This is a genomic window from Blastococcus sp. URHD0036, assembly GCF_000701365.1.
Lineage (GTDB): Bacteria > Actinomycetota > Actinomycetes > Mycobacteriales > Geodermatophilaceae > Trujillonella.
Genome location: NZ_KL370778.1, coordinates 34,040 through 59,981, shown reverse-complemented (window position 1 = coordinate 59,981; position 25,942 = coordinate 34,040). Strand labels below are relative to the sequence as shown.

23 protein-coding genes, 1 tRNA gene and 3 pseudogenes are annotated in these 25,942 nt (G+C 74.6%); 12 read left to right on the top strand and 15 right to left on the bottom strand.

Translation table 11 applies throughout. The features are described 5' to 3' along the window. Nucleotides 1–11: 11 nt before the first annotated feature. Nucleotides 12–788 carry an aldolase/citrate lyase family protein gene (locus tag N555_RS0124000; RefSeq protein ID WP_029434029.1) on the top strand — a complete coding sequence of 259 codons (777 nt, stop codon included), beginning with the start codon at nucleotides 12–14 and terminating at the stop codon, nucleotides 786–788. After that, nucleotides 785–1,186, top strand: coding sequence for an AraC family ligand binding domain-containing protein (locus N555_RS27165; RefSeq protein WP_051684425.1), 402 nt, complete (start codon nucleotides 785–787; stop codon nucleotides 1,184–1,186). The genes N555_RS0124000 and N555_RS27165 overlap by 4 nt, the downstream gene beginning before the upstream one ends. A 25-nt stretch (nucleotides 1,187–1,211) precedes the next feature. Here N555_RS27165 and N555_RS28085 read toward each other — a convergent pair whose 3' ends face one another. Beyond that, complete coding sequence (locus N555_RS28085; RefSeq protein ID WP_029434027.1) at nucleotides 1,212–1,997, bottom strand: IclR family transcriptional regulator; 786 nt, start codon at nucleotides 1,995–1,997, stop codon at nucleotides 1,212–1,214. Nucleotides 1,998–2,264: 267 nt separating this feature from the next. Between N555_RS28085 and N555_RS0123985 the strand changes: the two genes are divergently transcribed. The 4 genes from N555_RS0123985 to N555_RS0123970 are packed head-to-tail and all read left to right on the top strand — an operon-like array spanning nucleotide 2,265 to nucleotide 6,694. Beyond that, on the top strand, nucleotides 2,265–3,692 hold the full coding sequence (locus N555_RS0123985) for an aromatic ring-hydroxylating oxygenase subunit alpha (protein ID WP_051684424.1): 1,428 nt from the start codon (nucleotides 2,265–2,267) through the stop codon (nucleotides 3,690–3,692). Next, nucleotides 3,689–4,204, top strand: coding sequence for an aromatic-ring-hydroxylating dioxygenase subunit beta (locus N555_RS0123980; protein ID WP_029434025.1), 516 nt, complete (start codon nucleotides 3,689–3,691; stop codon nucleotides 4,202–4,204). The genes N555_RS0123985 and N555_RS0123980 overlap by 4 nt, the downstream gene beginning before the upstream one ends. 10 nt (nucleotides 4,205–4,214) lie before the next feature. Then, complete coding sequence (locus N555_RS0123975) at nucleotides 4,215–5,420, top strand: Dabb family protein (RefSeq protein WP_029434024.1); 1,206 nt, start codon at nucleotides 4,215–4,217, stop codon at nucleotides 5,418–5,420. Nucleotides 5,421–5,476: 56 nt separating this feature from the next. Continuing rightward, nucleotides 5,477–6,694: a zinc-binding metallopeptidase family protein gene (locus N555_RS0123970; RefSeq protein WP_029434023.1), complete on the top strand. Its 1,218-nt coding sequence runs from the start codon at nucleotides 5,477–5,479 to the stop codon at nucleotides 6,692–6,694. 55 nt (nucleotides 6,695–6,749) lie between these two features. On the opposite strand, the gene N555_RS0123965 is transcribed toward N555_RS0123970, so the two are convergent. The 3 genes from N555_RS0123965 to N555_RS28080 all read right to left on the bottom strand — a co-directional run bounded on the left by N555_RS0123965 (nucleotide 6,750) and on the right by N555_RS28080 (nucleotide 9,333). Then, nucleotides 6,750–7,682 (bottom strand): ribokinase, encoded by a 933-nt coding sequence (locus N555_RS0123965; protein WP_029434022.1) that lies wholly within the window; start codon nucleotides 7,680–7,682, stop codon nucleotides 6,750–6,752. Nucleotides 7,683–7,778: 96 nt separating this feature from the next. After that, nucleotides 7,779–8,858: a TauD/TfdA family dioxygenase gene (locus tag N555_RS0123960; protein ID WP_029434021.1), complete on the bottom strand. Its 1,080-nt coding sequence runs from the start codon at nucleotides 8,856–8,858 to the stop codon at nucleotides 7,779–7,781. A 313-nt stretch (nucleotides 8,859–9,171) separates the two neighbouring features. After that, nucleotides 9,172–9,333, bottom strand: a complete 162-nt coding sequence (locus tag N555_RS28080) for a hypothetical protein (protein WP_156036516.1) — start codon at nucleotides 9,331–9,333, stop codon at nucleotides 9,172–9,174. Between the two features lie 158 nt (nucleotides 9,334–9,491). Here N555_RS28080 and N555_RS0123950 point away from each other — a divergent pair, with 158 nt between their 5' ends. From N555_RS0123950 to N555_RS0123935, 4 genes are all read left to right on the top strand, one after another. Further along, entirely contained in the window at nucleotides 9,492–9,833 is a 342-nt protein-coding gene (locus N555_RS0123950; protein WP_029434020.1) for a DUF3140 domain-containing protein, read from the top strand. Between the two features lie 12 nt (nucleotides 9,834–9,845). Then, nucleotides 9,846–10,634, top strand: a complete 789-nt coding sequence (locus N555_RS0123945; protein WP_081866462.1) for a methyltransferase domain-containing protein — start codon at nucleotides 9,846–9,848, stop codon at nucleotides 10,632–10,634. A 40-nt stretch (nucleotides 10,635–10,674) separates the two neighbouring features. Next, a complete protein-coding gene (locus N555_RS0123940; RefSeq protein WP_231503134.1) occupies nucleotides 10,675–11,700 on the top strand; it encodes a type III polyketide synthase in 1,026 nt (341 codons plus the stop codon). A gap of 106 nt (nucleotides 11,701–11,806) precedes the next feature. Continuing rightward, nucleotides 11,807–12,436 (top strand): response regulator, encoded by a 630-nt coding sequence (locus N555_RS0123935; protein WP_197029138.1) that lies wholly within the window; start codon nucleotides 11,807–11,809, stop codon nucleotides 12,434–12,436. On the opposite strand, the gene N555_RS0123930 is transcribed toward N555_RS0123935, so the two are convergent. The 3 genes from N555_RS0123930 to N555_RS0123920 form a co-directional block, all read right to left on the bottom strand. Then, the gene (locus tag N555_RS0123930; protein ID WP_231503132.1) at nucleotides 12,437–14,125 is read right to left on the bottom strand and encodes a sensor histidine kinase; all 1,689 of its coding nucleotides are present in this window, start codon (nucleotides 14,123–14,125) and stop codon (nucleotides 12,437–12,439) included. A gap of 50 nt (nucleotides 14,126–14,175) precedes the next feature. Continuing rightward, a complete protein-coding gene (locus N555_RS0123925) occupies nucleotides 14,176–14,592 on the bottom strand; it encodes a universal stress protein (protein WP_156036515.1) in 417 nt (138 codons plus the stop codon). Nucleotides 14,593–14,689: 97 nt separating this feature from the next. Next, entirely contained in the window at nucleotides 14,690–15,505 is an 816-nt protein-coding gene (locus tag N555_RS0123920; protein WP_029434014.1) for a putative protein N(5)-glutamine methyltransferase, read from the bottom strand. Between the two features lie 49 nt (nucleotides 15,506–15,554). On the opposite strand from N555_RS0123920, the gene N555_RS0123915 reads away from it, so the two are divergent. Further along, a complete protein-coding gene (locus tag N555_RS0123915; RefSeq protein ID WP_029434013.1) occupies nucleotides 15,555–16,199 on the top strand; it encodes a methyltransferase domain-containing protein in 645 nt (214 codons plus the stop codon). 23 nt (nucleotides 16,200–16,222) lie between these two features. Here N555_RS0123915 and N555_RS0123910 read toward each other — a convergent pair. The 4 genes and pseudogenes from N555_RS0123910 to N555_RS29305 form a co-directional block, all read right to left on the bottom strand. Beyond that, nucleotides 16,223–16,293: transfer RNA gene (locus tag N555_RS0123910), tRNA-Gly, on the bottom strand. Between the two features lie 108 nt (nucleotides 16,294–16,401). Then, nucleotides 16,402–16,740, bottom strand: a pseudogene (locus N555_RS29315) (ATP-binding protein); the annotation flags it as partial. A gap of 171 nt (nucleotides 16,741–16,911) precedes the next feature. Next, nucleotides 16,912–17,250: pseudogene (locus tag N555_RS29310) on the bottom strand (response regulator transcription factor); the annotation flags it as partial. Between the two features lie 159 nt (nucleotides 17,251–17,409). Next, a pseudogene (locus N555_RS29305) lies at nucleotides 17,410–18,606 on the bottom strand (sensor histidine kinase); the annotation flags it as partial. A gap of 705 nt (nucleotides 18,607–19,311) precedes the next feature. Between N555_RS29305 and dcd the strand changes: the two are divergent. After that, on the top strand, nucleotides 19,312–19,902 hold the full coding sequence (gene dcd, locus N555_RS0123895) for a dCTP deaminase (RefSeq protein ID WP_029434011.1): 591 nt from the start codon (nucleotides 19,312–19,314) through the stop codon (nucleotides 19,900–19,902). On the opposite strand, the gene N555_RS0123890 is transcribed toward dcd, so the two are convergent. The 4 genes from N555_RS0123890 to N555_RS0123875 form a co-directional block, all read right to left on the bottom strand. Next, on the bottom strand, nucleotides 19,868–21,190 hold the full coding sequence (locus N555_RS0123890) for an MFS transporter (RefSeq protein WP_051684423.1): 1,323 nt from the start codon (nucleotides 21,188–21,190) through the stop codon (nucleotides 19,868–19,870). The genes dcd and N555_RS0123890 overlap by 35 nt on opposite strands. 54 nt (nucleotides 21,191–21,244) lie before the next feature. Then, on the bottom strand, nucleotides 21,245–22,219 hold the full coding sequence (locus N555_RS0123885; protein WP_029434009.1) for a DUF389 domain-containing protein: 975 nt from the start codon (nucleotides 22,217–22,219) through the stop codon (nucleotides 21,245–21,247). 80 nt (nucleotides 22,220–22,299) lie between these two features. Then, complete coding sequence (locus tag N555_RS0123880; protein ID WP_029434008.1) at nucleotides 22,300–24,591, bottom strand: (Fe-S)-binding protein; 2,292 nt, start codon at nucleotides 24,589–24,591, stop codon at nucleotides 22,300–22,302. Nucleotides 24,592–24,898: 307 nt separating this feature from the next. Beyond that, nucleotides 24,899–25,894: a type IV toxin-antitoxin system AbiEi family antitoxin domain-containing protein gene (locus N555_RS0123875; protein ID WP_029434007.1), complete on the bottom strand. Its 996-nt coding sequence runs from the start codon at nucleotides 25,892–25,894 to the stop codon at nucleotides 24,899–24,901. Between the last annotated feature and the right edge of the window lie 48 nt (nucleotides 25,895–25,942).

The following is a 25,942-nucleotide window of genomic DNA, read 5'->3' as shown; positions in this document are numbered from 1 at the left end:
GGAGGACGGCGATGAGCGACGTGCACCGGTCGCGAGCGGGGCTGCGCGCTGCGCTGGCCTCCGGGGAGCGGCTCACCGGGCTCTTTGTGAAGCTGCCCTGCCCCGACGTCCTCGAGCTGGCCGCCTCGGCCGGGTTCGACCTCGTCGTCGTCGACCTCGAGCACTCCACGCTCGGCGAGTCCGAGGCGTTCGACCTGCTCCGGTACGCCGACGCGCTCGGTCTGCCGGCGCTGGTCCGGCTGGCGCGGGTCGACCCGCCGCTGGTCAACCGGGTCCTCGAGGCCGGTGCCGTCGGCGTCCAGCTGTCGATGCTGACCTCGGTGGCCCAGCGCGAGGAGCTGCAGGCCGCCGTCGCCTACGGGCCGGCCGGCCGCCGTTCGGTCGGCCTGGCCCACACCGGCGCCGGGTACGGCTCGGTCGGACTGGCGGACTACCTGGCCGCCGAGCGGGCCGACCCGCCGCTGCTCGTGGGCCAGATCGAGTGCCGGACGACCGACCCGCTGGAGCAGGTCGTCGCCGGCCTGGACGTCGCCTTCGTGGGGACGACCGACCTCACCGTCGCGCTGGGCCTCGACCCCGCCGACGCGACCGGCATCCGCGCCGAGGTCGACGCCGTGGCCGCCGCGGCGCTGGCCACCGGGGTGGCGTTCGGCGGCTGGGCTCCGCGCCCGGACGCCGCCGAGGGCCTCGGTCTCGGTCCGGCCGGCTACCTCGTCGTCGGCTCGGACCTGCAGTTCCTCGGCGCCGCGCTGCGTGCCGCCGCCCCGCCGTCCCGGGAGACCCGATGAGCACCGAGCCCGCCGTCCCCTCGCGCAACGCCGCCCTCTACGGGCGGGTGGTGAACTGGGACGACATCCCCGCCGAGACGGTCCGTCTCGGCGTACGGCGCAAGGTCTACAGCACCGACGAGATCATGATCGCCTGGCACAGCCTGGACGTCGGGATGACGCTCAACCCGCACAGCCACGCCGACTTCGACCAGCTGGTCACCATTGCCGAGGGCGTGTGCAACTACCACGTCGCCGGGACGCCGCACCGCATGCGGGCGGGCTCGTTCCTGCTGGTCCCCGCGGGGGCGGAGCACTTCGTGGAGCCGCTCGAGGGACCGTGCGTGAACATCGACTTCTTCGTGCCCCCGCGGGCGGACTTCGCCTCCGCGCTGCGCTGGCTGACCGCCGCGCCCTGACGCCGGGCCACTGACCGCCGGCGGGTCAGGCCTGGGGGCCGGGGTCCTCGGTGCCCAGGTGGGCCGAGATCTCCTTGGCGGTCTGCACCAGCGCGGCCGCCATCGGGCTGTGCACGTCGGAGTCGATCGACACCGTCGTCCCGACGATGGCGACCGCGCCCACGAGCGCGGCGCCCTGGAAGACCGGGGCCGCCAGGGTGCGTACGCCGTTGACCGCGGGCACGTTGACCGAGACGCCCGCCGCGCGGATGGCCTCGATCTCTGTGCGCAGCTCCGGGTCGCGCTTGAGCGCCCGCGGCAGGCCGGCCACCTCCTCGGCGCGCAGCCAGGCGCAGAAGACGCGGCCCTGGGCCGACTGCACCGGGTCCAGCCGCGAGCCGACCCGGACGCTGATCCGGATGACGCGGTCGGTGTTGTCGACCGAGCGGACGACGATCGGCGACTCGCCGTCCCAGACCGACAGGACCACCGTCTCGTCGACCTGGTGCAGCAGCCGCTCCATGAAGGGCTCCGCGGCGCTCACGATCGGCAGCCCGGCGCGGGCGGCCGCGCCGAGGGTGAGCACTTGCGGACCGAGCGAGAACAGGGCCGAGCGCTCGTCGTAGCGCAGCAGCTTCGCCGCACGCAGCGCCTTGGTGTAGCGGTGCGCGGTGGCCTTGCTGGCGCCGAGCCGCTGGGTGATCTCGTTGAGGCTGAGGTAGGGCCGCGCCGGGGTGAAGGCGTCGAGGATGAGTGCGGCCCGCTGAACCGTCTGGATGGTCGGCGCGGCGGCGTCGCCGTCGCGTGCCGGGCGGCTGGCAGGCTCGGACACGGGCGAGCTCCTCGGGACGTGGGACGGGGGCGGGGACGGCGGCCGTCTCCCGACGTGAGACAGCATCCTGACGGCCGAGACGGCGAACGGTCAACGCCGCCCGCCGTGCGGGGCCTCACCGGCACCGCGGCCGGTTCACCGGTTGACACCCAGGGGCCAGCGGCACATGCTCAATACCGCGATGCGAGACAGCGTCTCGCATGTGTTTCGGCAGAGTTACCGCATAGTCGTGCCGCCCCGCCTCGGCGAGGGCAGACGGGAGCCCCTGTGACGTCGCCCAGTGCCCATCCCGACTCCGACGCCGCCACCGCGCCACTGGTCGTCCAGGACTGGGAGCGCCGCGCCTTCCGCGTGCACCGCCGCGCCTACCGGGACGCCGAGCTGTTCGAGGCCGAGCGCGCCCGCATCTGGGAGAAGACCTGGCTCTACCTCGGCCACGAGACCGAGCTCGGCCCGAACGACTTCAAGGTGCGCACCCTCGGCGGCCGGCCGCTGATCTTCACCCGTGACTCCGCCGGGGAGCTGCACGCCTTCCTGAACAGCTGCCCGCACCGCGGGACCGTGCTCTGCCGGGAGACCCAGGGCACCAGCAAGCACTTCAACTGCTTCTACCACGCGTGGGCGTTCCACAACACGGGCGAGGTGGCCGCCATCCCGGACCCGTCGGCCTACGCCGACGAGCAGTACAAGGCCAGCATGCGGCTGCGCGAGGTCGCGAAGCTCGAGGTGTTCGAGGGCTTCGTCTTCGTCTCCTTCAGCGACGACGTCCCGCCGCTGGTGGACCACCTCGGCCCGGCCGCGGACTACATGCGCATGATCGGCGAGCAGCACGTCGCCGGCATGGAGGTGCTCCCGGGCACCCAGCTGTACGGCGTCCGCGGCAACTGGAAGCTCGCCGTCGAGAACGCGATGGACGGCTACCACTTCTCCCCGACCCACAACACGTTCGTCGGGTACCTGCGGGAGAGCGGCTTCGCCGTCGACGACGACGACCAGTACGCCTACAACCTCGGCAACGGCCACTCGCTGCTCATCCTGACCGGCCACGGCGGGCGGATCAGCATGCTGTGGGAGCCGCGCTTCGGCGAGGAGGAGCGGGTCCGCACCGCCGAGCACCGGCGCGAGATGGAGCTGCGCCTGGGCTCCGAGCGCGCGCACCTGGTGGCCGACGAGAGCCACATCCTGTTCGTCTTCCCCAACCTGCTGCTGTTCGACCTCGAGGGCCTGTCCATCCGCCAGCTCGAGCCGGTCGCCCCCGGGCACACCGACGTCCGCGCCTGGCAGCTGGCCCCGCGGGGCGAGGACGCGGGCGTCCGCGACCTGCGGATGCGCACGATGGTGAGCTTCGTCGGGCCCGGCGGCCTGGCCACCCCCGACGACATCGAGGCCTACGAGGCCGTGCAGCGCGGCATCGAGGCCACCGCCGGCGACGCCCGCGCGGAGCTGGACTACAGCGACATGTCCCGCGGCATGGCCGACGACGGCACCGGCCGGCGCGGCCGCTCCACCGACGAGGGCGCGATGCGCGGCTTCTGGCGGCACTGGGTGACCGCCGTGGGCGCCGGTGGGCCCACCGACGTGGGCACGCCCCCGGCGGCGCAGCCCGAGCCCACCCCGCTGCCCAGCAAGCGCCCGCACGGGCTGGACGAGATCCTCGCCGGGCTCGAGACGGGGACCGAGGTGGCGGCCCGATGACCGCGGTCGACGAGGCGCTGCGCGGATCGACCCGCACCGTGACCCGCGCCGAGGTGGAGGACTTCCTCTTCGCCGAGGCCGACCTGCTCGACCGGCAGCGCTACGACGAGTGGCTCGGCCTGTTCGTCGAGGGCGGCCGGTTCGAGATCCCGACCACCGACGCCGGCGACACCCCCGCCAGCCAGGGCGGCTACTTCGTCTGCGACGACTGGGACCTGCTGCGCGCCCGGGTGAAGCGGCTGCGCAGCCGCAAGGCGCACGCGGAGAACCCCGCGTCCCTCACCCACCGGATGATCACCAACGTGCGGCTGACCGGGCGGGACGGCGACGAGCTCACCGTGGCGGCGAACTTCCTCGTGCACCGCGCCCGGGACGGGCACACGAACAGCTTCCCCGGCCGCTACGCCCACCGGCTGCTGGTGACCGAGGACGGGCTGCGCTTCCGCCTGCGACGCTCCGTGCTGGCCCTCGAGCGGCTGGAGGCCGGCGCCCGGCTCTCCTTCATCCTGTGAGGACGGCCCGATGATCCGCCACACCGTCGTCTTCCGGTTCGCCGACGACGTCACACCCGCCCGGGTGGACGACGTCCTGGCGCAGCTGGACACGTTCCCCGCGCATTTCCCCGCGATGCGGCGCTGGTCGGCGGGGGAGAACCGCAGCACCCGCGACGACCGCTTCACGCACGCCTTCTCCGTCGAGTTCGACACCGAGGCCGAGCTCGCCGCCTACCTGTCCAGCGACCGGCACGAGCGCTTCGTCGCCGAGGTCTGGCGCCCGGTCATCGCCGAGCGGGCCATCGTCAGCTACGAGTACACGCCCAGCGCAGGAGATCCGATGCCGCAGTCCACCCGCCCGCACGGCCCCTTCGGCATGGAGTACGCCCGCATCGAGGTGCCCGACATCGAGGAGACGATCGAGTTCCTCGTCTACCACGTCGGGCTGCAGCTGGAGCAGCGCACCGAGGACCGCGCCTACCTGCGCACCGACATCGAGCACCACTGCATCGAGCTCATCAGCGCCCCCCACCGCGAGATCGGGCACACGGTCGCGGTCGGCTACAGCGTGGAGAACGCCGAGGTGCTCGGTCAGATCCAGAAGCGGGTCGCCGACGCCGGACTGGAGGTGTTCGAGCTCGAGGAGCGCCAGCGGACGCTGTGCGACGAGGGCTTCGCCGTCCGCGACCCCGACGGCATGGTCGTGGAGCTGTTCACCGAGTTCCACGAGTACGCCGAGGCCCCGCACGTGGAGCTGCGGCCGGTCGACCTGGTCCACCCGTTCCTGATCACCGAGAAGTTCGACGAGATGGTCGCCTTCTACCAGGGCGTCCTCGGGTTCATGCCCAGCGACCACGTGGTCGGCTCGACCTCGTTCTTCCGCGCCGAGGACCGCTACCACCACAGCCTGGCCATCTCCCGCAGTCGCGGCGAGGGCTCCTTCGTCGGACACCTCTGCTTCGCGATGAAGAGCCTCGACCACGTCATGCGGATGCGCGCCCGGGCCCTCTACAAGGACCGGCCGATCGTCTCCGACATGGTCAACCACTCGGCGTCGACGTCGATCGCGTTCTACATGCACGACCCGAAGTACGGCCCGCGCTACGAGCTGTGCGACGCCCACCGGGTGTTCACGCCCGAGGAGCACGAGACCCACCGCGCCCGGAAGATGGTCGCCGACCCGCGCAACATCGACGTCTGGCGGCCGGCCAGCGACGACTGGGGCCGTTTCTGACCAGCGCCGAGCACGACGCCGAGGGCGGTGGGGACCTGGTCCTCGCCGCCCTCGGCGTGCTCGCGGCGACCCCGGCTCCGCACGGCGCCGAGCGGGCCGCCGCCGAGGCGCTGGTGGCCTGGGGGCGGACCGCCATTCCCGGGCTGGACTGGTCCGTCACACCCGTCGGCGCGGCCGGCGCGAACGTCGTCGTCACGCTGCCCGGGGACGGCGCCCCCGCACTGCTGCTCGCCTCCCACCTGGACACCTCGCTGTCCGGTCTGCCGGGCGAGGACGCGCCGGTCACCGGCCGCGCGGACGACCCGGGTCCGCTGCGGGTCGACGGCGACGAGGTCAGCGGACCGGGCCTCGGGGTGGCCCGCGGCCCGGCCGCCGCGGCGCTCACCGGCCTGGCGCTGGCCGCCGGGCGCCTCGCCGGCCGGCCGCACCGCACGCTGCAGCTGCTGCTGGCGGGATCGGGCACGCACCGCAGCGCGCTCCCGTCGCCGCTCCCCAGCTCCGTGCACCCCTCCTCCAGCGCCGGGGCTCTGGCCCACCTCGCCGCCCACCCGCGCCCGGACGCCGTCCTCGTGGCGAAGGCCGGCCCGGCGACGGTGCTGCGCGCCGAGCCCGGGGCCGGCTATCTGCGGCTGACCGTCACCGGCCGGATGGGCGCCGCGCTGGCGCCGGCGTCGGCGGACCCGGTCGGCGGGGTGCTGGTGCACGCCGGCACGGTGCTGGAGGCCGTGGGCCGTTGGCGGGTCGGGTTCCGCGACGCCCGCCGCGGCCGGGCGGACTCCCTCGGCGGCGAGCTCGGTCTCGGCGCCCTCTCCGGGGGGCGCCCGGACAAGCCGGACCTGCTGCCGGCGGCCCTGGACCTGCGCGTGTACGCCGTCACGGTGCCCGGGGACGACCTGGCGGCGCTCGGGCAGGACCTGGCCGCGGCCGTGCGCGCCGAGCTCGCCAGGACCCCGCTGGCGGGCTGCACGGTCGAGGTGACCGCCGAGCCGCTGCACCCGGCGGGCGTCACCGCCGCCGGTGCCCCCGTCGTCCGCGCCGCCGAGGCCGCCTGGGCCCGCCACCGGCCCGCCCCGCCGGTCGCCGTCCCGGACTGGACCGGCTCGACCGACGGCGTGGTGTTCCGGGCAGCCGGGATCGACACCGCCCGCACCGGCCCCGCGGCGTCCCCGGACCCGGCCGACCCCCGGCGCGACCGGTTGTCGCTGGCCGAGCTGCGGTCGTTCGCCGAGCTCTACGCCCACGTCGCCGTCACCCTCGCGACCCCCGAGGCATAGGAAGCAATCCCCACGTCCTGGCTACCGAGACATGGGGATTGCTTCCTATGCCGCGTCAGGTGAGGGGTTCGGCCGCGGGGGTGCCCGTGAGAGCCGCCTGGACGTCGCGGTTGGCCGGCAGCGCGCCGCGGGCACCAGGACCGGTCGTCGACAGCGCCGCCGCGGTCGCCGCGTAGCGCACCGCCTCGGGCAGCTGCTGGCCCCGCGCGAGGGCCTGGCAGAGCGCGCCGCAGAAGCAGTCCCCGGCGCCGGTGGTGTCCACCGGGGTGACCGGGGGCGGCGCCTGCAGCAGCGCGGGGGCGTCCCCGGCCGGGACGACGACCGCGCCGCGGGCGCCGAGGGTCACGACCACCGACGTCCGCGGGCCGGCCAGGGAGCGGGCCAGCGCTGCCACCTCCGCCGGTGAGCGCTCGGTGTCGGGCACGCCGGCCAGCGCGGCGAGCTCGTGCTCGTTCGGCACGAGGACGTCGACCCGCTCGAGCAGGTCCGCGGGCAACGGTGCGGGAGGTGCGGGGTTGAGGACGACGGTGCCGCCGGCCAGGCGCGCGGCGGCGGTGACCGTCGCCATGGGCACCTCGAGCTGCAGCAGCAGGACATCGGCCCGCTGCACCGGGGCGACGTCGACGTCCTCGGCGGTCAGCGCGGCGTTCGCGCCCGGCACCACCACGATGAGGTTCTCGCCGCTGCCGGACTCGACCGGGATGGTGGCCGTGCCGGTGGGCACCCCGGCCGTGCGGTGCACCCGGCTCACGTTGACCCGGCACTCGGCGAGCGCGGCCTGCATCCGCGCGCCGGCGGGGTCGTCGCCGACCCGGCCGACCATGTGCACGCCCGGGCCCAGCCGGCCGGCGGCGGCGGCCTGGTTGGCGCCCTTGCCGCCGGCCGCGGTCGACGGCGAGCCGCCGATCACGGTCTCGCCGCGGCCGGGCAGCCGCTCGACGGGGATGAGCACGTCCTCGTTGAGGCTGCCGACGACGGTGACGGACAACGCGGGACCTCCAGGGCCGAGAGGGGGGCGGACAGCCGACGGCGGCGGGGCCCCGGGGGGCACCCGCCGCCGTCCGGCGTCAGGTCGGGCCGAGTCTCACAGGCCCCAGGTCATGTCCGGGACGGCGGCGCTGGCGATGTGCGAGATCCGCCCCACGTCCTCCTTGTCGCTGCGGTCGCTGTCGCGGCCCTGGACGACGGAGTTCTTGCCGAAGCCCTCGACCAGCGGCCGGCCGACGTCGCGGCGCAGCCACAGCCGGAGCAGGTGCCGCCGGCGCTCCACCTCGGGGAAGTCCTCGTAGGAGGTCCGCGAGTGCAGGGCGGCGTAGTTCAGCAGCCACTGCACGTCCCCGGGCTGGAAGTCCATGTCGATCGGCAGGCCCTCCTCCTGCGACACCTCGTCGTAGAGGGCGAGCAGCTCCTTCTGCGCCTCGGTCAGCCGCGGCACGTCGGGGTAGCGCTGGGCCAGCTCGATCATCTGCGCGCCGGCGTAGCTGGAGAAGACGCCGTCGACCCAGCTGCAGATCGGCGAGGTGTAGTAGTCGGCCGGCGCGTCCTTGTCCTGCGCCTTCCAGTCCCAGTACCAGGTCTCGAAGAGCAGCGGCGCGAGGTCGGGACGGCGCCGCAGGATCTCGTTGTAGATGGTCGCGCCGCTGACCAGGCTGCTGGAGCCGCCGGCCTTCGCGCCGCGCAGGCACATCAGCGCCACGACGTCGGAGCTGTCGGAGTGGAACGGCAGCCGGTCGCGCACCCGCGAGGGCAGGGCACCGTCGGCCATCGTCAGGTTCGACGTCGCGATGACGTGGTCGAGCAGGTCGCCGACCTCGTTCTGCTTCATCGGCACGCCCAGGTGCAGGCCGATCACGAAGAAGATCGCCGCGGCGAGGGTGTCGCCGTACTCCTCGGTCCGCAGCCCGCGGACCAGGATGAAGCCGCGGCCGCTGTCGAGCTGCTCGGAGACCTCGCGCAGGTGCTCGCCGTTGGCGGTCAGCGGGTAGTCGGCCGCCGTGACCGTCCGCAGGTCGGGGTCGTCGGCGACGAACCGTCGGCCCACCTCCTCGAGCTCGGTGCGCTCGGCGTCGGACAGCTGGTGGATCCACTCGGTGCTCTGCGACAGGACGTCGCCCCGCCAGGCGGCGGGTCCCTCCACCGGCGAGAGGGAGACGGTGCTGGTCATGGGGTTTCCTCCGGGAGGGGCGGGCGGCGGGGACACGGCGATGCGCCACGAGCCCGCGGACGTCGGGACGTCGGCGGGCTCGCGTTCGGCGGCTCAGAAGGGGACTTGAACGGCCCCGGCGGCGGTGCCGGGGCGGATGCTCGGGCGCAGCGACGGGGCGGGCGTACCGGCTGCGGTCACGGTCTGCCTCCCCGGATGGATCTGCGCGCGAACGGTGCCGACGACGCTAGGGCACGCCTGCGTGGAGCGTCAAGAGAGACGACGTCCCGCATCGCGAGATCGATGCGGGACGCCGGAGGAGCCGGTGAAGGGGTCAGGACGGGGTGTCGGCGCCCTCGTCCCCCGCCTCGTCCGCGCCCTCCGCGGGCTGCTCGGGATGGGGCGTGCGGCCGGTGCCGTCCTGACCGGGTTCCTGTCCGCCGCTCTCGGCGGGCTGCTCGGGGTGCGGGGTGCGTCCGCTGCCGGGCTCGCTCATGGTGGGGTCCTCCCTCGTGCCGACCTCGGCGTCGACGCAGGGCCTGTATCCGCAGGCCCGGTGCGGAAACCGGACCCGCGACGCGGGCGGCCGGCGCCGGCCGTTCCCGGCGGGGCACCACCGGGTAGGGGGCGACCGAACCCGACCGAGGAGGACGCATGGCCGACGACGATTCCGACACCATCCGCCGGGAGTTCGGCGAGGCGGTGAACATGACGCCCAAGGAGCTCGAGGAGTGGCTGGAGACCGACGAGTCGAAGGCGGTCGGGCAGAAGAGCGGGTCCGGCGAGTCCACCGGGCACGAGTCCGGCCGCCGGATCGTCGAGCTGCTGAGGACGAAGAAGGACGACCTGACCGACGACGACCACGCGCACATGCGCAAGGTCCACGGCTACGTGCAGCGCCACCTGGCCCAGGAGCCGAAGAAGGAGGACGTCGAGTCGTCCACGTGGCGGTACTCGCTGATGAACTGGGGTCACGACCCGCTGAAGAAGAGCTGATCAGGGAGCCGCATGAGACGGACGGACCCCCGGCGCAACGACCCGGCCCAGTACGACGAGCTCGCCGACCAGTGGTGGCAGCCGGCCGGGGGGTTCGCGATGCTCCACTGGCTGGCCGCCGCCCGCGCCGGGCACATCCCGCCGGCGGCGCGACCCGGCAGCCTCCTGGTGGACCTCGCCTGCGGCGGGGGACTGATGGCCCCGTACGCGGCGCGGCTCGGGTACCGGCACGTCGGGGTGGACCTCAACCTGGCGGGGCTGCGCACGGCGCGCGAGCACGGCGTGCTCCCGGTGCGCGCCTCGGTGCTCGAGGTGCCCCTCGCCGACGCCTGCACCGACGTCGTCGTCGCGGGTGAGGTGCTGGAGCACGTCGAGGACGACGTCGCGGTCCTCGCCGAGTGCGCACGCCTCCTCCGGCCCGGCGGCACGCTGGTGATCGACGCGATCGCCGACACCCGTCTCGCCGGGTGGATCGCCGTCGACCTGTTCGAGCGCCTCCCCGGCGGCCCGCCGCCCGGCATCCACGACCCCGCGCTCTTCGTCGACCGCCGCAGGCTGCTCGCGGCCGCCGACCGGCTGGGGCTGGATCTGCGGCTGGTGGGCCTGCGGCCCTCGGTGCGCGACCTGGTGGCGTGGCGGCGCGGTCGGCGGTCGACCGTGCGGATGCGCCGGCTGCCGCTCACCAGCGTGCTCTTCGCCGGCTACGGCGTGAAGCGCGCCACGCCCCGCGCGGCGGAGTCGGGTGCCCACGACCCGGTGAGGCGGCACGGATCCCCGACCCCGCTTACCGTCGAGCCATGAGCGCCTCGCTGAGCAGCACGGACGCCGGGGACCCGCGGTGGTGAGCGCGGTCGTCACGGGCTCCGGGTCGGCGTTGCCGGCGTCCCTGGACCAGGAGGCGGCCTGGGACGGCTTCTTCGCCCGGCACTACGAGGGCGTCCGCGCGGCGAAGCGGATCTTCACCGGTGCCGGGGTGCGCACCCGGCATGCAGTGGCCAACCCCGTGCACGAGGACCTCAGCGGGTGGGGCACGGGCGCCCGCATGGCGCGCTACGTCCAGGAGGCGCTGCCGCTGGGCAAGCAGGCGGTGGCCGGCGCCCTGGACAGCGCGGGGCTGGCTCCCGGCGACGTCGGGATGTTCGCCGTCGTCACCTGCACCGGGTACGCCACCCCCGGGCTGGACATCCGGCTGGCCAGCGACCTGGGGATGCCCGCGAACCTGCAGCGGCTGCTGGTCGGGCACATGGGCTGCTACGCCGCCATCCCGGGGCTCGCTGCGGTCGGCGACTACGTCACCGCGCGGGCCCGGCCGGCCGTCCTGCTCTGCTGCGAGCTGACCAGCCTGCACGTGCAGCCGGCGCAGCGGGACCTCGAGCAGGTGGTGGCGCACGCGCTGTTCTCCGACGCCGCGGCGGCCGTGGTGGTGCAGCCGGGTGCCGGGCGGGGGCGGCGGCTGGCGGGCGTCGTGGCCCGGACCGACAACTCCACCTCCGACCACATGACCTGGGACGTCACCGACCTCGGCTTCCGGATGGGCCTGTCCCCCCGGGTGCCCGACGTGCTCTCCCGGCACGTCGGCGGGGTCGTCGACGAGCTCCTGTCGGCGGCGGGACTCCGGGTGGAGGACGTCGCCGGCTGGGCGGTGCACCCCGGCGGCCCGCGCATCCTCGACGTCGTCCGCGACGAGCTGGGGCTGACCGAGGAGCAGATCTCGGCCTCCCGCCGGGTCCTCGCCGAGCACGGGAACTGCTCCTCGGCGACCGTCCTGCTGGTGCTCGACGAACTCGCCGACGTCGACGGCCCGGTGGTGGCCATGGCGTTCGGTCCGGGGCTGACGCTCTACGCGGCCCTGCTGCTCCCCGCCTGAGGCAGCGCGCCGCTGGGTCGTGGGCGCCACCTGCTGGTACTACTCTCCGTGAACGGTGTCGGGATGTGACACACCTCACAGCAGGGCGGTGGCCGTGGCGGGAAGCGTGCGCGTGTTCCTCGTGGACGACCACGAGGTCGTCCGCCGCGGCGTCGCCGAGGTGCTCGAGGACGACCCCACCATCGTGGTCGTCGGCGAGGCCGGCTCCGCCGCGGAGGCCTACGCGCGGGTGCCCGCCGTCCGGCCGGACGTGACGGTCGTCGACATGCGCCTGCCCGACGGGGACGGCGCCGAGGTCTGCCGGCGACTGCGTGAGCGCGTGCCCGGGCTCCGCTGCCTGATCCTGACCAGCTACGCCGACGACGACGCCGTGGCCGCGGCGGTCGCCGCCGGGGCCGCGGGCTACCTGCTCAAGCAGGTCCGCGGGGCGGCGCTCGTCTCCGCCGTCCTGACCGTCGCCGGGGGCGGCACCCACTTCGGGCCGGCGCCGGCCGAGCGCATCGCCCCGCGGCCGCGGGACCCGGAGCGGCAGCGGCGGCTGGCGAGCCTGACCGAGCAGGAGCGCACCGTGCTGCTGCTCATCGGCGAGGGCCTGACCAACCGGCAGATCGGCGCCCGCATGGGGCTGGCCGAGAAGACGGTGAAGAACTACACCAGCCACCTGCTCGCCAAGCTCAACCTCGAGCGCCGGACACAGGCCGCGATCCTCGCCACCGAGCTGCGCGACCGCGGCTGATCAGCCGGATCCGCCGTCCCCGGGCTGTGGGCGCGGGACCATCCAGCGCACCTCGGTGCCCGGCGGGCCGGCGAGCACGACCATCTGGCCGCCGCGCCGCTCGGCCCGGTCGGCGAGGTTGGCCAGCCCGCTGCGGGCCGTGACCGGCGGCATGCCCCGCCCGTCGTCGGTGACGACCACCGCCACCTCGCCGTCGGCCTGGAGCTCGACGGTGACCCGGCTGGCCCCCGCGTGCCGCACCACGTTCGTCACGAGCTCCCGCACCACCGCCACGACGTCGTGCACCAGTGCGGGGGGCAGGTCGTCGGAGCCGTCGCGCACCCGCAGATCGGTCCGCAGCTCGTGGCCCTCGGTCACCGACCGCACCACCTCGCCCAGCCGGGCCCGGACGGCGTCGGGGGTGCCGGTGGAGTCCTCGTGCAGCTCGAAGATCGCCGTCCGGATCCGGGCGATCGTCTGGTCGAGCTCGTCCACCCGCTCGGCGATGCGGGCCGCGGCCTGGGGCTCCCGCTCCTCCAGCGAACGGCTGATCCGGTCCAGCGCCAGCCCGCTGGCGTAGATCCGCTGGACCACGTGGTCGTGCAGGTCGCGGGCGATCCGGTCGCGGTCGGCGCTCACCCGCAGGTCGCGCTCCCGCGCCTGGCTCCGTGCCAGCTCGAGGGCGACCGCGACCTGCGCGGTGAAGGTCGTGGCGAGCTCGAGGGTCTCGGCGTCGAAGGCCGGCCGGCCCACGTGCCGCACGGCCACGATGGTCGCCGGTGCCGGCCGGCCGGGCAGCGGCACCACCAGGCCCGGCCCGAAGCCCGCCCGCATGAGCTCGCGGACCACGGGCGCGTAGGAGCGGCTCTCCGCGGTGGCGGTGATGTCGTCGAGGACCACCGGCACCCCGGCGGCGTGTGCCTCGAACAGGCGCGTGTCGGACAGCGGCATCCGCACCCCCTCGGCGTCGGCACCGAACTCGCCGGCCGCCGCGAGGACGGTGAACGTCCCCCCGTCGTCCTCCTGCGGTGCCAGCACGCCGCAGAGGTCGGCGTCGGCGAGGTCGGTCACCCGGTCGACCACCTCGTGCAGCACCCGGTCGGGGTCGGTGCCCGACAGCAGGGAGGTCACCACCGAGGCCGCGGCCTGGGCCCACTCCCGGCGCCGCTCGGCGGCCTCGGCGAGCCGGGCGTTCTCGACGGCCAGCCCGGCGGCCGCGGCCAGGGCCTCGACCACCTCCTCGTCGGCCGCGGTGAACCCGCCGCCGCCCCGCTTCTCGGTGAGGTAGAGGTGCCCGAACACCGTCTCGCCGGCCGAGATCGGCACGCCGAGGAAGGACCGCATGGGGGGATGCCCTGGCGGCAGCCCCACCGCCGCCGGGTGGGCGCTGAGGTCCTCGAGCCGCAGCGGCACCGGGTCCTCGACCATGAGGGCGAGGACGCCCAGGCCGTCGGGCAGCCGGCCGATGCGGGCCATGTCCGCCTCGTCCATCCCGACGACGACGAAGCGGTCCAGCTGCCGGCCGTCCGGCGTGAGGACGCCCAGGGCGCCGTAGGTCGCGCAGGCGTGTTCCACGGCGACCCGGACGACCTCGGTCAGCGTCGACTCCAGCCGGCTCCCGTCGGCGGCGCTCCGCACGGACGCGGCTGCCCGCAGGGCGGCGGCGAGCCGCGTGGCACCGGCTGTGCCCTCCCGATCGAGCGGGGGCACGGCTCGTTCGGAGGAGGACGACGTCACGGCCGGTTCGCAGATCCCGTCGCTCAGGCGCCGCGGGCGAGACGGCGGGTGGGGGCGCGCGGCACCGCATGGCGGAGCAGCGTCTTGCCGGTGCCCGTGACCAGGACGAGGTCGCCGCCGCGGGCGGTCCCCGAGAGCGCCTCGAACACCGGGCGCTCGAGCACCGCGGTGCTGGCGCGACCGTGCACACCGGTCTCGCCGATGGCCCGCAGCAGTTGTGCCTCGACGCGGGCGCGCGCCGCGGCCACGACGGCTGCCGCCTCCCCCGCTCCGCCGATGACGCAGGCGGCGACGACCGTCGCCTCCCGCCGGGCGGCCTCGGTGAGCGCCCAGACGAGGGAGCGGTAGGCAGCGGGAGAGCCGTCGACGTCCACGAGCAGCGCCGACGGTCGCCGTCGGAGCCGCAGGTGGGCCAGTCGGAGGGGCTCCACGTCTGTCATGACCCCATCGTTGCGGAACTGTGACGCGCGGTACAGGGACCTAGGGCCCGCTGACCTGCGGGTTCCTGAACCCGGTTCGGTTCCGGTACGAAAACGGCTAGGCGAGGGTCCGTGGCCCGGGCGGTCGCACGCCGACCACGGCTGTCGCGTCGAGGTCCGCGCAGCGGTGCACACGGGGGTCCAGGCCGGCCGCCCGCACCGCCGCGGCCGTGCGCTCGGCCTGGTCCTCGCTGGTCTCCAGGACCAGGGCCCCCCCGGGAGCCAGCCAGCCGGGAGCCCCCGCGGCGACGCGGCGGTGCAGGTCCAGTCCGTCGGTGCCCCCGTCGAGGGCCGTCCGCGGTTCGTGCAGCCGCGCCTCCGGTGGCATCAGCCCGATGGCGACGGTCGGCACGTACGGCGCGTTGACCAGCAGCAGGTCGACCCGCCCGCGCAGCTCTCCGGGCAGGGCGTCGTAGAGATCGCCGCGGTGGACCCGGCCACCGAACGGCTCCAGGGTGCGCGTGGCGCACCGGACGGCGGCGGCGTCGAGGTCGGCGGCGTGCAGCTCCAGCGGGCCGGCCAGCGCGGCGGCCACGGCAGCGCCGAGGGCACCGCTGCCGCAGCAGAGGTCGACGACGGTCCGCGGCGCCGGCACGGTGGCCAGGGCGAGGTCGACGAGCAGCCGGCTGCGCTGCCGGGGGACGAAGACCCCGGGCTCCACGGGGACGCGCACCGCGCCGAACTGCGCCCAGCCCACCACCTGCTCCAGGGGTTCGCCGGCCACCCGGCGGGCGAGGAGCGCGGCCAGCTCGGCGGGGTCGTCGGTGCTGGCGAGCAGGACGGCGGCCTCGTCCTCGGCGAACACGCAGCCCGCGGCGCGCAGGTCGGCGACGAGCCGCTCCTGTCCGGCGGCGTTCCGGGCGGGCGGGGGCACCCGCGCAGTCTGCCGTGCCCGGCACGGGCGGGCGGGCGAGACTCGGGCGGTGGACCTCTACGCCGGCTTCCCCGACGGCTTCTTCTCCCGGGCCGACGAGAGCCCGGACGCGGTGTTCTACCGGCCGGAGCGCCTGGTCACCCACATCGACGACCGGGCGATCGCGGCGGTGGGCGCGCTGTACGCGGAGCTGGGCATCGACGGGGACGCCGTCCGCCCGATGCGGGTGCTGGACCTGATGTCGTCGTGGGTCTCGCACTTCCGCACCCCGCCGGCCGAGCTCGTGGTCCTCGGCATGAACGCCGCCGAGCTGGCCGCCAACCCGGCCGCGACGGAGCGGATCGTGCACGACCTCAACGCCGACCCCTCGGTGCCGCTGCCCGACGGGAGCGTGGACGCCGTCGTCTGCTGCGTCTCCGTCGACTACCTGACCCGGCCGATCGAGGTCCTCGCCGACGCCGCCCGCGTGCTGCGCCCCGGCGGGGTCCTGGCGCTGACGTTCTCCAACCGGTGCTTCCCGACGAAGGCGGTACGCGGCTGGCTCGTCACGCCGGAGGGGCGCCACGGTGACCTGGTGGCCGAACTGGCGCGGCGGGCCGGGGGCTTCGGCGAGCCGGTGGTCGCGCTGCGGACGCCGCCCGGTCCCGGCGACCCGCTGTGGTCGGTGACCGCCGTGCGGGAGGGGAGCGCCTGACCGGATCAGGTCCGGGCGCGGAGAGCGGGTGACGAGAATCGAACTCGCACTGTCAGCTTGGGAAGCTGATGTTCTACCATTGAACTACACCCGCGTACTGCTCTGACCTGCGGTTTTCTAGCCGCGGACCGCCGGCTGGCAGCCGGACGAGCAGTCCCGGTGAGGATACACGGCGCCTCCTCCGGTGAGGACACCCGCCTGCTCAGCGGCGGCGGGCCCGGATGACGACCGTGGTGCCCTCCGGGCTCGGGGTGGCGGTCACCTCCGCGAAGGCGCTCATCAGCATCGAGCCGCGGCCGCGGTCCATGCTCGGCACCCGCTCCCGCCAGTGGCCGGAGTCGCGCACCGCGATCACCACGTCGTCGGGGCCGATCTCCACGGCCACCTCGATCACCGGCTCGGCCGGGTCCTGGGCGTGCTCGATCGCGTTGGTGGCGGCCTCGCAGGTGGCCACCAGCAGGTCGTAGGCGAGGTCCTCGTCGAGTCCCGCGTCGGCGAACAGGACCCGCAGCCGGCGCCGCAGCGCCGGGATCGACGACGACGTCGAGGGGAACCGCCACCGCTCGGCACGGTCGGCCGACGGCACCGGCGGGGCCTCGGGCACCGCCGGCCAGGACGTCATGGGCTCCCGTGGTCGCGGCGGGCCCGTCCGGACAGGTGCCGTGTCGACGGACGGGGCCGCCACGGCCGGCTCGGTCCGCGTGCCGGCGGTGCGGTCGAGGACGGCACGCACCCGGGCGATCAGCTCGGCGGACTCGAAGGGCTTGGGCAGGTAGTCGTCGGCGCCGGCCTCCAGCCCCTCCACCGCCGCCTCCTGACCGGCGCGTGCGGTCAGCATGACGATCGGGAGGGTGCGCGTGGCCGCGTTCGACCGCAGCGCGCTCAGCAGCGCGAAGCCGTCGACGACCGGCATCATCACGTCGGTCAGGACGAGGTCGGGCCGGCTGCGCCCGATCTCCTGCAGCGCCTCCTCCCCGTTCTCCGCCGTCCGGACGTCGTGGTGGGGGGCGAGCAGCCGGCTCAGGTAGGCCCGCATGTCGGCGTTGTCGTCGACCACGAGCACCGTGGCGCGGCTCTCGCCGGGCCCGGCCACCGCGCCCGCGGACCACGCGGGGTCGTCGTCCCACGGGGTGAGTGCCGAGGCCCTCGCCGCGTCCGAGGCGCCCGACGCCCCGGTGCCCTCGGCATCGGGCCGGCCGTACGGGAGGCGCACCGTGAACGTGCTGCCCACCCCGGGCTCGCTGGCCACGGTCGCCGTGCCGCCGTGCAATGCCACGAGCTCGGCGACGAGCGCGAGGCCGAGGCCGGTGCCCTCCCGGCTGCGCGCGCGGCTGTCCGAGCCGCGGTGGAACCGCTCGAACACGTAGGGCAGGTCGCCGGCGGGGATGCCGACGCCGGTGTCGGAGACGCGGAGGGTGAGCCCGTCGTCCGCGCCCTCGAGCACGACGTCGATGCTGCCGACGAACGTGTACTTCACCGCGTTGCTGACCAGGTTGAGGACGATCTTCTCCCACATCCGCGGGTCCACGTGCGCGGTGCGCGGCAGCGGCGGGCAGTCCACGGTCAGCTGGAGGCCGGCCCGCTCGGCTGCGGCCCGCAGCACACCGGCCAGCTCCGCGGTCAGGGCGGCGACGTCCGTGGCGACCCGGACGGCCTCGGAGCGCCCGGCCTCGATGCTCGCGAACTCGAGCAGGTCGTCGACGAGCCGGCGCAGCCGGTTGCCGTTGCGCTGGGCGAGGGCCAGCCGGTCGCGGACGTCGTCGGGGAGCAGGTCGCCGCTGTCGGCGAGGACGTCGGCGAGCGGGCCGAGCAGCAGCGTGAGCGGCGTCCGCAGCTCGTGGCTGACGTCGGAGAAGAACGCCGTCCTGGCCCGGTCCAGCTCGGCCAGCGACTCCGCGCGCGACCGCTCGGCCGCGTAGGCGCGGGCGTTCACGACCGCGGAGGAGACCTGTCCGGCCAGCAGGTCGAGGAACGACCGGTACTCGGCGTCCAGGGCACGGTTCGGGTTGACGCCGACGACGAGGGCGCCGAGCAGGTCGCTGCCCGTGCCGCTGGTCAGCGGCAGGACGACGGACTCGGTGACCGGATCGCCCAGCGGCCCCGCCTGGGTCCCGAGGCCGTCGAGGGGGAGGTCGGCGAGGTCCGCCACCGCCGCCACACGGGCCGGCAGGCGCTCGTCGTCGCAGCCGCAGGCACCCACGAGGGCCAGGTCGCCGCCCTCGCCCGGGCTCAGCCACACGGCGGCGAAGGGGACGTCGCCCGGGGCCGCGCCGATCGCGGCGCACAGGCCCCCGATCACTGCCGCGTCGTCGTCCAGCCGTCCGTCGGAGGCGGCCACCCGGCGCAGCAGTTCCTGGCGGCGCTCGGCGAGCACCTGCCGGGTGACCTCCGTGCACACGGCGTGCATGCCGGCGACCTCGCCGTCGTCCCCGAAGGCGGGGGCGTGCGAGACGGTGAAGTAGGCCTCCTCGCGGTACCCGGCCCGTTCCAGCGGCAGCAGGAGCTGGGGGATCCAGCTGGGCTCGCGGGTGGCGATGGCGTGCTCGACCGGGCCCTGCAGTGCCGACCAGCCCTCGGCGAGGGTGACCCGCAGGTCGTCGCCGATGGCGCTGGGGTGCTTGGCGCCGATCAGCTGGGCGTAGGCGTCGTTGTAGATCTGGGTGTACTCCGCGCCCCAGGTGAGGATCATCGGGAAGCGCGAGGCCAGCACCGTCCGGACGGCGAAGCGGAGGCTGGCCGGCCACGTGGCCACCGGCCCGATCGGCGTGCGCGACCAGTCCAGCGCGGCCATCAGGCGGCCGTTCTCACCGCCGCCGGAGAACAGGTCGGCCCCGGAGGGGGCAGCCGGTTCATCCGCTCGCACGCACGACCTCCCGCGTTCCGCCGATCAGCTGGCCGACGGCGCGGAGGGGGTCACGTGTCCGCCGGCGATGGGCTCGGAGGTGGGCCGCCCCCGGGCCCCCGAACCGTACATGCGGCGCCTGGACGTCGTCCGGTGGACGGGCAGGTCCACCCGACGGGGCGACGGCGACGCACTGCAGCGCTGCGGCCAGAACGTGGGTTCCCCGGTCAGCCCGGAGGAGTGAGCGCGGCGTGTCCCTAGACTCCGGCCATGCTGCTGTCCGACCGCGACATCACCGCCGCGATCGCCGAGGGGCGTCTGGGCATCGAGCCCCACGACCCGGGCCTGGTGCAACCGTCGAGCATCGACGTCCGCCTCGACCGGTTCTTCCGGGTGTTCAACAACGCCCGCTACACCCACATCGACCCCGCGCAGCAGCAGGACGACCTGACGACGCTGGTCGAGCCGGAGGGCGACGAGCCCTTCGTGCTGCACCCGGGGGAGTTCGTGCTCGGCTCCACGCTGGAGGTCGTCTCGATCCCCGACGACCTGGCGGCGCGGCTGGAGGGCAAGAGCTCCCTCGGCCGGCTGGGTCTGCTGACGCACTCGACCGCCGGCTTCGTGGACCCGGGCTTCTCCGGCCACATCACCCTCGAGCTGTCGAACGTGGCGAACCTGCCGATCACGCTCTGGCCCGGGATGAAGATCGGCCAGCTCTGCCTCTTCCGGCTGACCAGCGCCTCGGAGCACCCCTACGGCTCGGCGGTGTACGGCTCCCGCTACCAGGACCAGCGCGGCCCGACGCCGTCCCGCTCCTACCGGAACTTCACCCGCGCGGAGACGCGCCGCCCGGCTCCCTGACCACGACCGGCGCCTCGCCGGCCACCTCCAGGACCTCGGTCGTCCGCGGGCCGGTGGACGCCGGGACGTCGATCTCGTCCTCGATCGTGCGCGGGCTGGTGCCGATCCAGCCGGCCGCGCCGAGGACGACGACGCCGACGAGGACGACGACGAACATGCCGGTGTAGTCGCCGGTGGCGCCGCGCAGCAGGCCCACCAGCAGCGGCCCCAGCCCGGCGATGGCGTAGCCCACGCCCTGGGCGAAGGTGGACAGCGCCGCCGTCGACTCCGGCGACCGGGCGCGCAGCCCGAACAGCGTGAGCGCCAGGGGGAAGCTGCCGAGGCCGATGGCCAGGATCGCCATCCACAGCACCGGCGCGGCCGTCGGGGCGACCCAGAGGCCCGTCCAGGCGATGACGTAGGCCAGCAGCGACGCGGCGAGCACCGGCCGCTGCAGCCGCTGGCGGACGGCGAGCACGGGCACCACGCCGTTGATCGGGATGGTCAGCAGCGTGTTGAACCCGAGGAGCCAGCCGGCCGCCGACGCCGACAGCCCGGCGTCGCGCAGGTACTGGGCGGACCAGCCGATCACCACGTAGGCCTGCATCGCCTGCACGCCGAAGAACAGGGCCAGCGCCCACGCCAGGCGGCTGCGCAACAAGGTCCGCATCGGCACCGCGAGGTGCGCGCCGCGCGAGGCCCCCCGCCGGGCCGGCACCGCGAGCCAGGGCAGCGCCGTCGCGACCGCGAGGAAGGCCCACAGGCCCAGCCCCCACCGCCAGCCGTCGTCCCCGACCGCCGCCACGACCTGCTGCGGCACGACGGCTGCGACGGCGGCGCCCAGCCCGAGGGTCACGCCGTAGGCGCCGATCATGAGGCCGGTCCGGGTCGGGAAGTACCGCTTCACGAGACTGGGCAGCAGCACGTTGCCGAGCGCTCCCCCGGTCATCGCCAGCACGGTGCCGAGGAAGAAGAGGGCGACCGAGCTCACCGACGAGCGCAGCACCAGCCCGGCCGCCATCACCAGCAGGCCACCGGCCAGCACGTGCGAGTCGCGGAACCGGGCCGAGAGCGGGGGGCCGGCGAAGCCGAGGACGGCGAAGCAGAGCACCGGCATGGTCGTGAGGAGCCCGGCCGCCGCGCTGGAGAGCCCCAGCGAGGCCTCGATCTCCTCGAGGACCGGGCCGACGCTGCCGACCGCCGTCCGCAGGTTGAGACCGGTCATCACGATGGCGACGCCGACCAGGACCAGTCCCCGCCGTTCGGCCCCCGGCTCGGTCGGGACGGTGCGGTCGGCGCTGCGGGTCACCGGTCGATGGTCCTCCGTCGGCGGAGCCGCCCCGCGACCGGGTCCTTTCCCCGGCTAAGGAGTGTTCCTCCGGTGGGGCGACACCGCCGACACCCGCGGCACCACCCGCGGCATGCGGTGCCAGACGGCCCGCTGGACCGCCAGGGTCGCGGTGGCCGCGGCGAGGATGCCCACCAGGTTGATCCCCAGCTGGAGTGCGGCGCGGCCGAACTCGGTGCTCCCGCCGAGCGCCAGTGACAGGGCCATGTCGGCCGCGGCGGGGACGGTGGTGACGGAGATGAAGACGCCGACCAGCGCGCCGCTCTTCGCCGACGTCAGCGACAGCACGCCGGCGACCCCGGCCAGGACGGCGACGACGAACGACCAGCGGTCGGGTCGCGTGATGAAGCCGGTCTGCGGGCGGTCGGCGCCCAGCAGCTCCGGACCGAACCAGCCCAGGCCGCGTCCGGCGAGACAGACCAGGGCGGTGAGCGCGATGGCGACGACGAAGCCCACCACGATCGTGCGGGCGGCGGTGCGCGCCAGCGCCGGCCGGTGGTGCACCGCGGCCACCGCGAGCGCGGCCAGCGGGCCGAACTCCGGGCCGAGCACCATCGCGCCGATGACGAGGACCGCCGAGTCGTTGACGATCGCCGCCGCGGCGATCAGCGTGGCGATGGTGAGGAAGGCCAGGTAGGAGACCGACAGCACGGAGTCCGCGGCGGTCGCGCGCACGACCTGCTCCCAGACGACGGCGTCCGCACCGTCCCCCGGTGCCGCCTCCTCCGCCTGCCGCGCCGCCGTGGACACCGCGGCGTCCACGGCCTCCATCGCGATGCCCCCGTCGCGGTCGACGTGCAGGTCCTGCAGCGCCCGGACCAGTCCGTCGGCGGACTCACGGGCCACGTCGGCGAGGACGAGGTCGCCCGGCGGGGCCACCCCCGCGCCGGGCAGGACGGCGAGGTGGGCCGTTCCCGCGCACCCGGTGAACAGGTCGCGGACGGCATCGGTGCGGTCCGGGGGGACGGTCACCCGCAGCTGGAGGAGCACCGTGCAGTTCTAGCCGCGAACGCGCGACGGCGCGTGCCCCCTCGGGGGGACACGCGCCGTCGTCGTCGGTGCGGCGGTGGCTAGGCGGGGTCGTGCTCCGTCGCCGCGGAGCCGGTGCCGGCCACGTCGTCGTCCTTGGTGCCGACCTCCGCGCCCGCCTCCGTGCCCGGGGCGCCGACCGGCGCCATCGAGCGGAGCAGGATCTGGCTGACGTCCAGGACCTCGACGTGCTCGGCGGCCTCGCCGTTCTGCTTCTTGGTGTTCAGCGCATCGCTCAGCATCGTGATGCAGAACGGGCAGGCGGTGGAGATGACGTCCGGGTCGAGGCCGAGGGCCTCCTCGGTCCGCTCGGCGTTGATCCGCTTGCCGATCTTCTCCTCCATCCACATGCGCGCGCCGCCGGCGCCGCAGCAGAAGCCGCGGTCCTTGCAGCGGTGCATCTCCTGCGTGGAGACGCCCTGGACGGAGTCGAGGATCTCGCGGGGCGGCGTGTAGACCTTGTTGTGCCGGCCCAGGAAGCACGGGTCGTGGTAGGTGATCTTGCGGTCCACCGGGGTGACCGGGGTCAGCCGGCCCTCCTCGAGCAGCTGGTTGAGCAGCTGGGTGTGGTGCACGACCTCGTAGTGGCCCTCGACCTGCGGGTACTCCCGGCCGAGGGAGTTGAAGCAGTGCGGGCAGGTCGTGACGACCTTGCGCATGCCCGGCACCCGCCCCTCGAAGACGCCGTCGAGGGTGGCGACGTTCTCCTGCGCCAGCATCTGGAACAGGAACTCGTTGCCCATGCGGCGGGCGGGGTCACCGGAGCAGGTCTCGCCCTCGCCGAGGACGGCGAACCGGACGCCCGCGGTGTGCAGCAGCTCCGCGACGGCCTTCGTCGTCTTCTTGGCGCGGTCGTCGATGGCGCCGGCGCAGCCGACCCAGAACAGGTACTCGACGTCCTCGTCGAGCGGGCCGTCGGCGACCTCGATCTCGAAGTCCATCTCCCGGATCCACTCGCCGCGGGTGCTCGGGCTGACGCCCCACGGGTTCCCGCGGTTCTCCAGGTTGCGCATCATCACGCCGGCCTCGGACGGGAAGCTGGACTCGATGAGCACCTGGTAGCGGCGCATGTCGTCGATGTGGTCGATGTGCTCGATGTCCACCGGGCACTGCTCGACGCAGGCGCCGCAGTTCGTGCAGCTCCACAGGACGTCGGGGTCGATGACCCCGCCCTCCTCGAGGGTGCCGACCAGCGGGCGGTGCGCCTGCGCGTCGTTGGTGCCCTCGATCCGGGCGTAGCCGGAGGCCCAGACCTGCTCGTCGCTGGGCTTGAGGACGTCGTAGTCCGGGGCGGTCTCGCTCGCGGTCTGCGCGCCCAGCAGGTACGGGGCCTTCGCGTAGAGGTGGTCCCGCAGGTCCATGATCACCATCTTCGGCGACAAGGGCTTGCCGGTGTTCCACGCCGGGCACTGGCTCTGGCACCGACCGCACTCCGTGCAGGTGGTGAAGTCGAGCATGCCCTTCCAGGTGAAGTCCTCGATCTTGCCGCGACCGAAGACGTCGTCCTCGCCGGGGTCCTCGAAGTCGATCGGCTTGCCGTTCGAGGTCATCGGCTGCAGCGGGCCGAGGGCGACGCTGCCGTCGTCGTTGCGCTTCCAGTAGATGTTGAAGAACGCGCTGAACCGGTGCCAGGCGACACCCATGTTCAGGATCCGGCTGATGACCACGAGCCAGGTCAGCGAGACGACGATCTTGACGAAGGCGACGACCGTGATCGCGGTCGGGCTGTCGGGCAGCACGTTGGCGATCAGCCCGGAGACCGGGTGCGACCAGCCGGGGGCGTCGGTCAGGTCGGAGGAGATCTTGAGCGAGCGGATCAGCAGGATGCAGATGCCGACGGTGAGGACGACGGCCTCGACGAAGTAGCCACGGCCCTCGTTGGACCCGGCGAACCGGCTCTTGCGGCCCTGTCGGCGCGGGTGGTCCTTCTGGCGCCGGTAGATCAGGTACAGGATCCCGAGGATCGTGCCCGTGCCGATGATGTCGGCGAACAGGTTCCACAGCGCCCACTCGCCGATGATCGGCAGGTGCCACTCGGGGTTCCAGACCTCACCGAAGGCCTCGACGAGGGTCAGGAACAAGCCGTAGAAGCCCAGGAAGACGAACCAGTGGGCGGCGCCGATGGCCGACCACTTGAGCATCCGGGTGTGGCCGAGCGACTCGACCGCGAGGGTCTTCAGCCGCGTACCGACCGAGCCGTTGCGGCTGCTGTCGGGCTGGCCCGTCTTGATGATGCGGATCATCGCGCGGACCGCCCGGTAGGCGAGCACGGACGCGACGATCAGGAACAGGACGCTGATCGTGCCGAGGACGACCTGCAGCGGACCCGTCATGGATGTGCTTCCCTCCCGGACGCCCGTCGGCGTCGGACGATCTCCGGTCCGCGGGCGAGAGCGGGAGCCATCGCCGTCGCGCGCCGGCCGCGGAGGCCGACGGCGGACCGCCACGGGCACCGCTGCCCGCTCGCCTGCGCACGATAGCGGCGCGGCCTCAGGCTACTCGCCGGTAACCGGAACCGCCGCCCGCCCGTGACGTCCCCCGCCGCCCCCGATGACCCCAGGGAGCGGGTGCCGCGGTGTCGTGCCGACCGCCGTGCTGCAGCGCGGCGGTCGGCGCTGTCCGGCGGCACTGCCGCGGTGCTCAGCCGGTGCGCAGGCGCCCCTCGGGGCGGCGCACCGTGGTGAACCGGCGGTGGGCCGGGCCGGGCCGGCTCGTCAGCTCTCGCAGTCGGGCCTCCAGGGGCGGCCACCCTGTCGGTGTCAGGTCGGCCGAGGTCACGCGGACGACGCCGACGTCGTACCGGCGCACGGTGTCCTCCCGCCGCTTCTCGTCCCACAGCACCCGCCCCGGGTCGCCCCAGGGGTCGGTGTACTTCACCCGCCCGTCGACGTGGACGGCGACGGCGGACTCGTCGAACCACAGGTCGGCCACGGCGATCATGCGACCGTCCGCCCACACCTCCCGCTGGAGGTCGAATGCCGGGAGCCCGGCACCGACGACGCGCAGGCGCACGCGGGTCTCCAGTGGGGACTCCGCCCGGCCGTCGGTGAGTGACACCGCTCGGGCCGCCCGCGTCCCACCCGGCCACCGTGCGGCCCGGGTCGCGGCCGCAACCAGTTCCGCCGTGGTCAGCCGCTTCCTCAGCAGCGCGGCGTCCATCGCGACGACGGCGTCCTCGAGGCACACCTCTCGGGCGCAGTCCACGAGCGTGCGCGCCGGGGCCGTGAGGCGGAACGGCCCGTCGGTGCGCACCTCGCCGTCGTCCAGCGGTCCGCAGGTGACCCGGAACCCGCGGCCGGTTCTCGAGTGGCTCGGGTCCGTGAGCCGGACGACGGGGTCCGCGGCGCGCGGGACCGGCAGGTCCCAGAGGTGGCAGGCGGTCAGGTGGCTGAGCGCGGCGGCCGGGCGGCCGAGGGCGACCAAGACCGCCAGCGCGTCGAGTCCCCGCCTCCGGCCGGTCGCCTCCGCGCGCTCCAGGTCCTCGACGGCGACGTACACCCCGCGCCGCAGCCGTCGCCAGGCGCCCGAGCCGCACAGGCGCCGGATCTCGGAGTGGTCGTAACCGGCCCGGCGGGCGTCGGCCGCGGTGAAGACGCCGAGCCGGCGGTCGGCTGCGGCCCGGAGGAGGGGGTGCATGGCCTGATCGTCGGGGCGGACGACCTCTCGTGAGGTGGCCGGGACTCG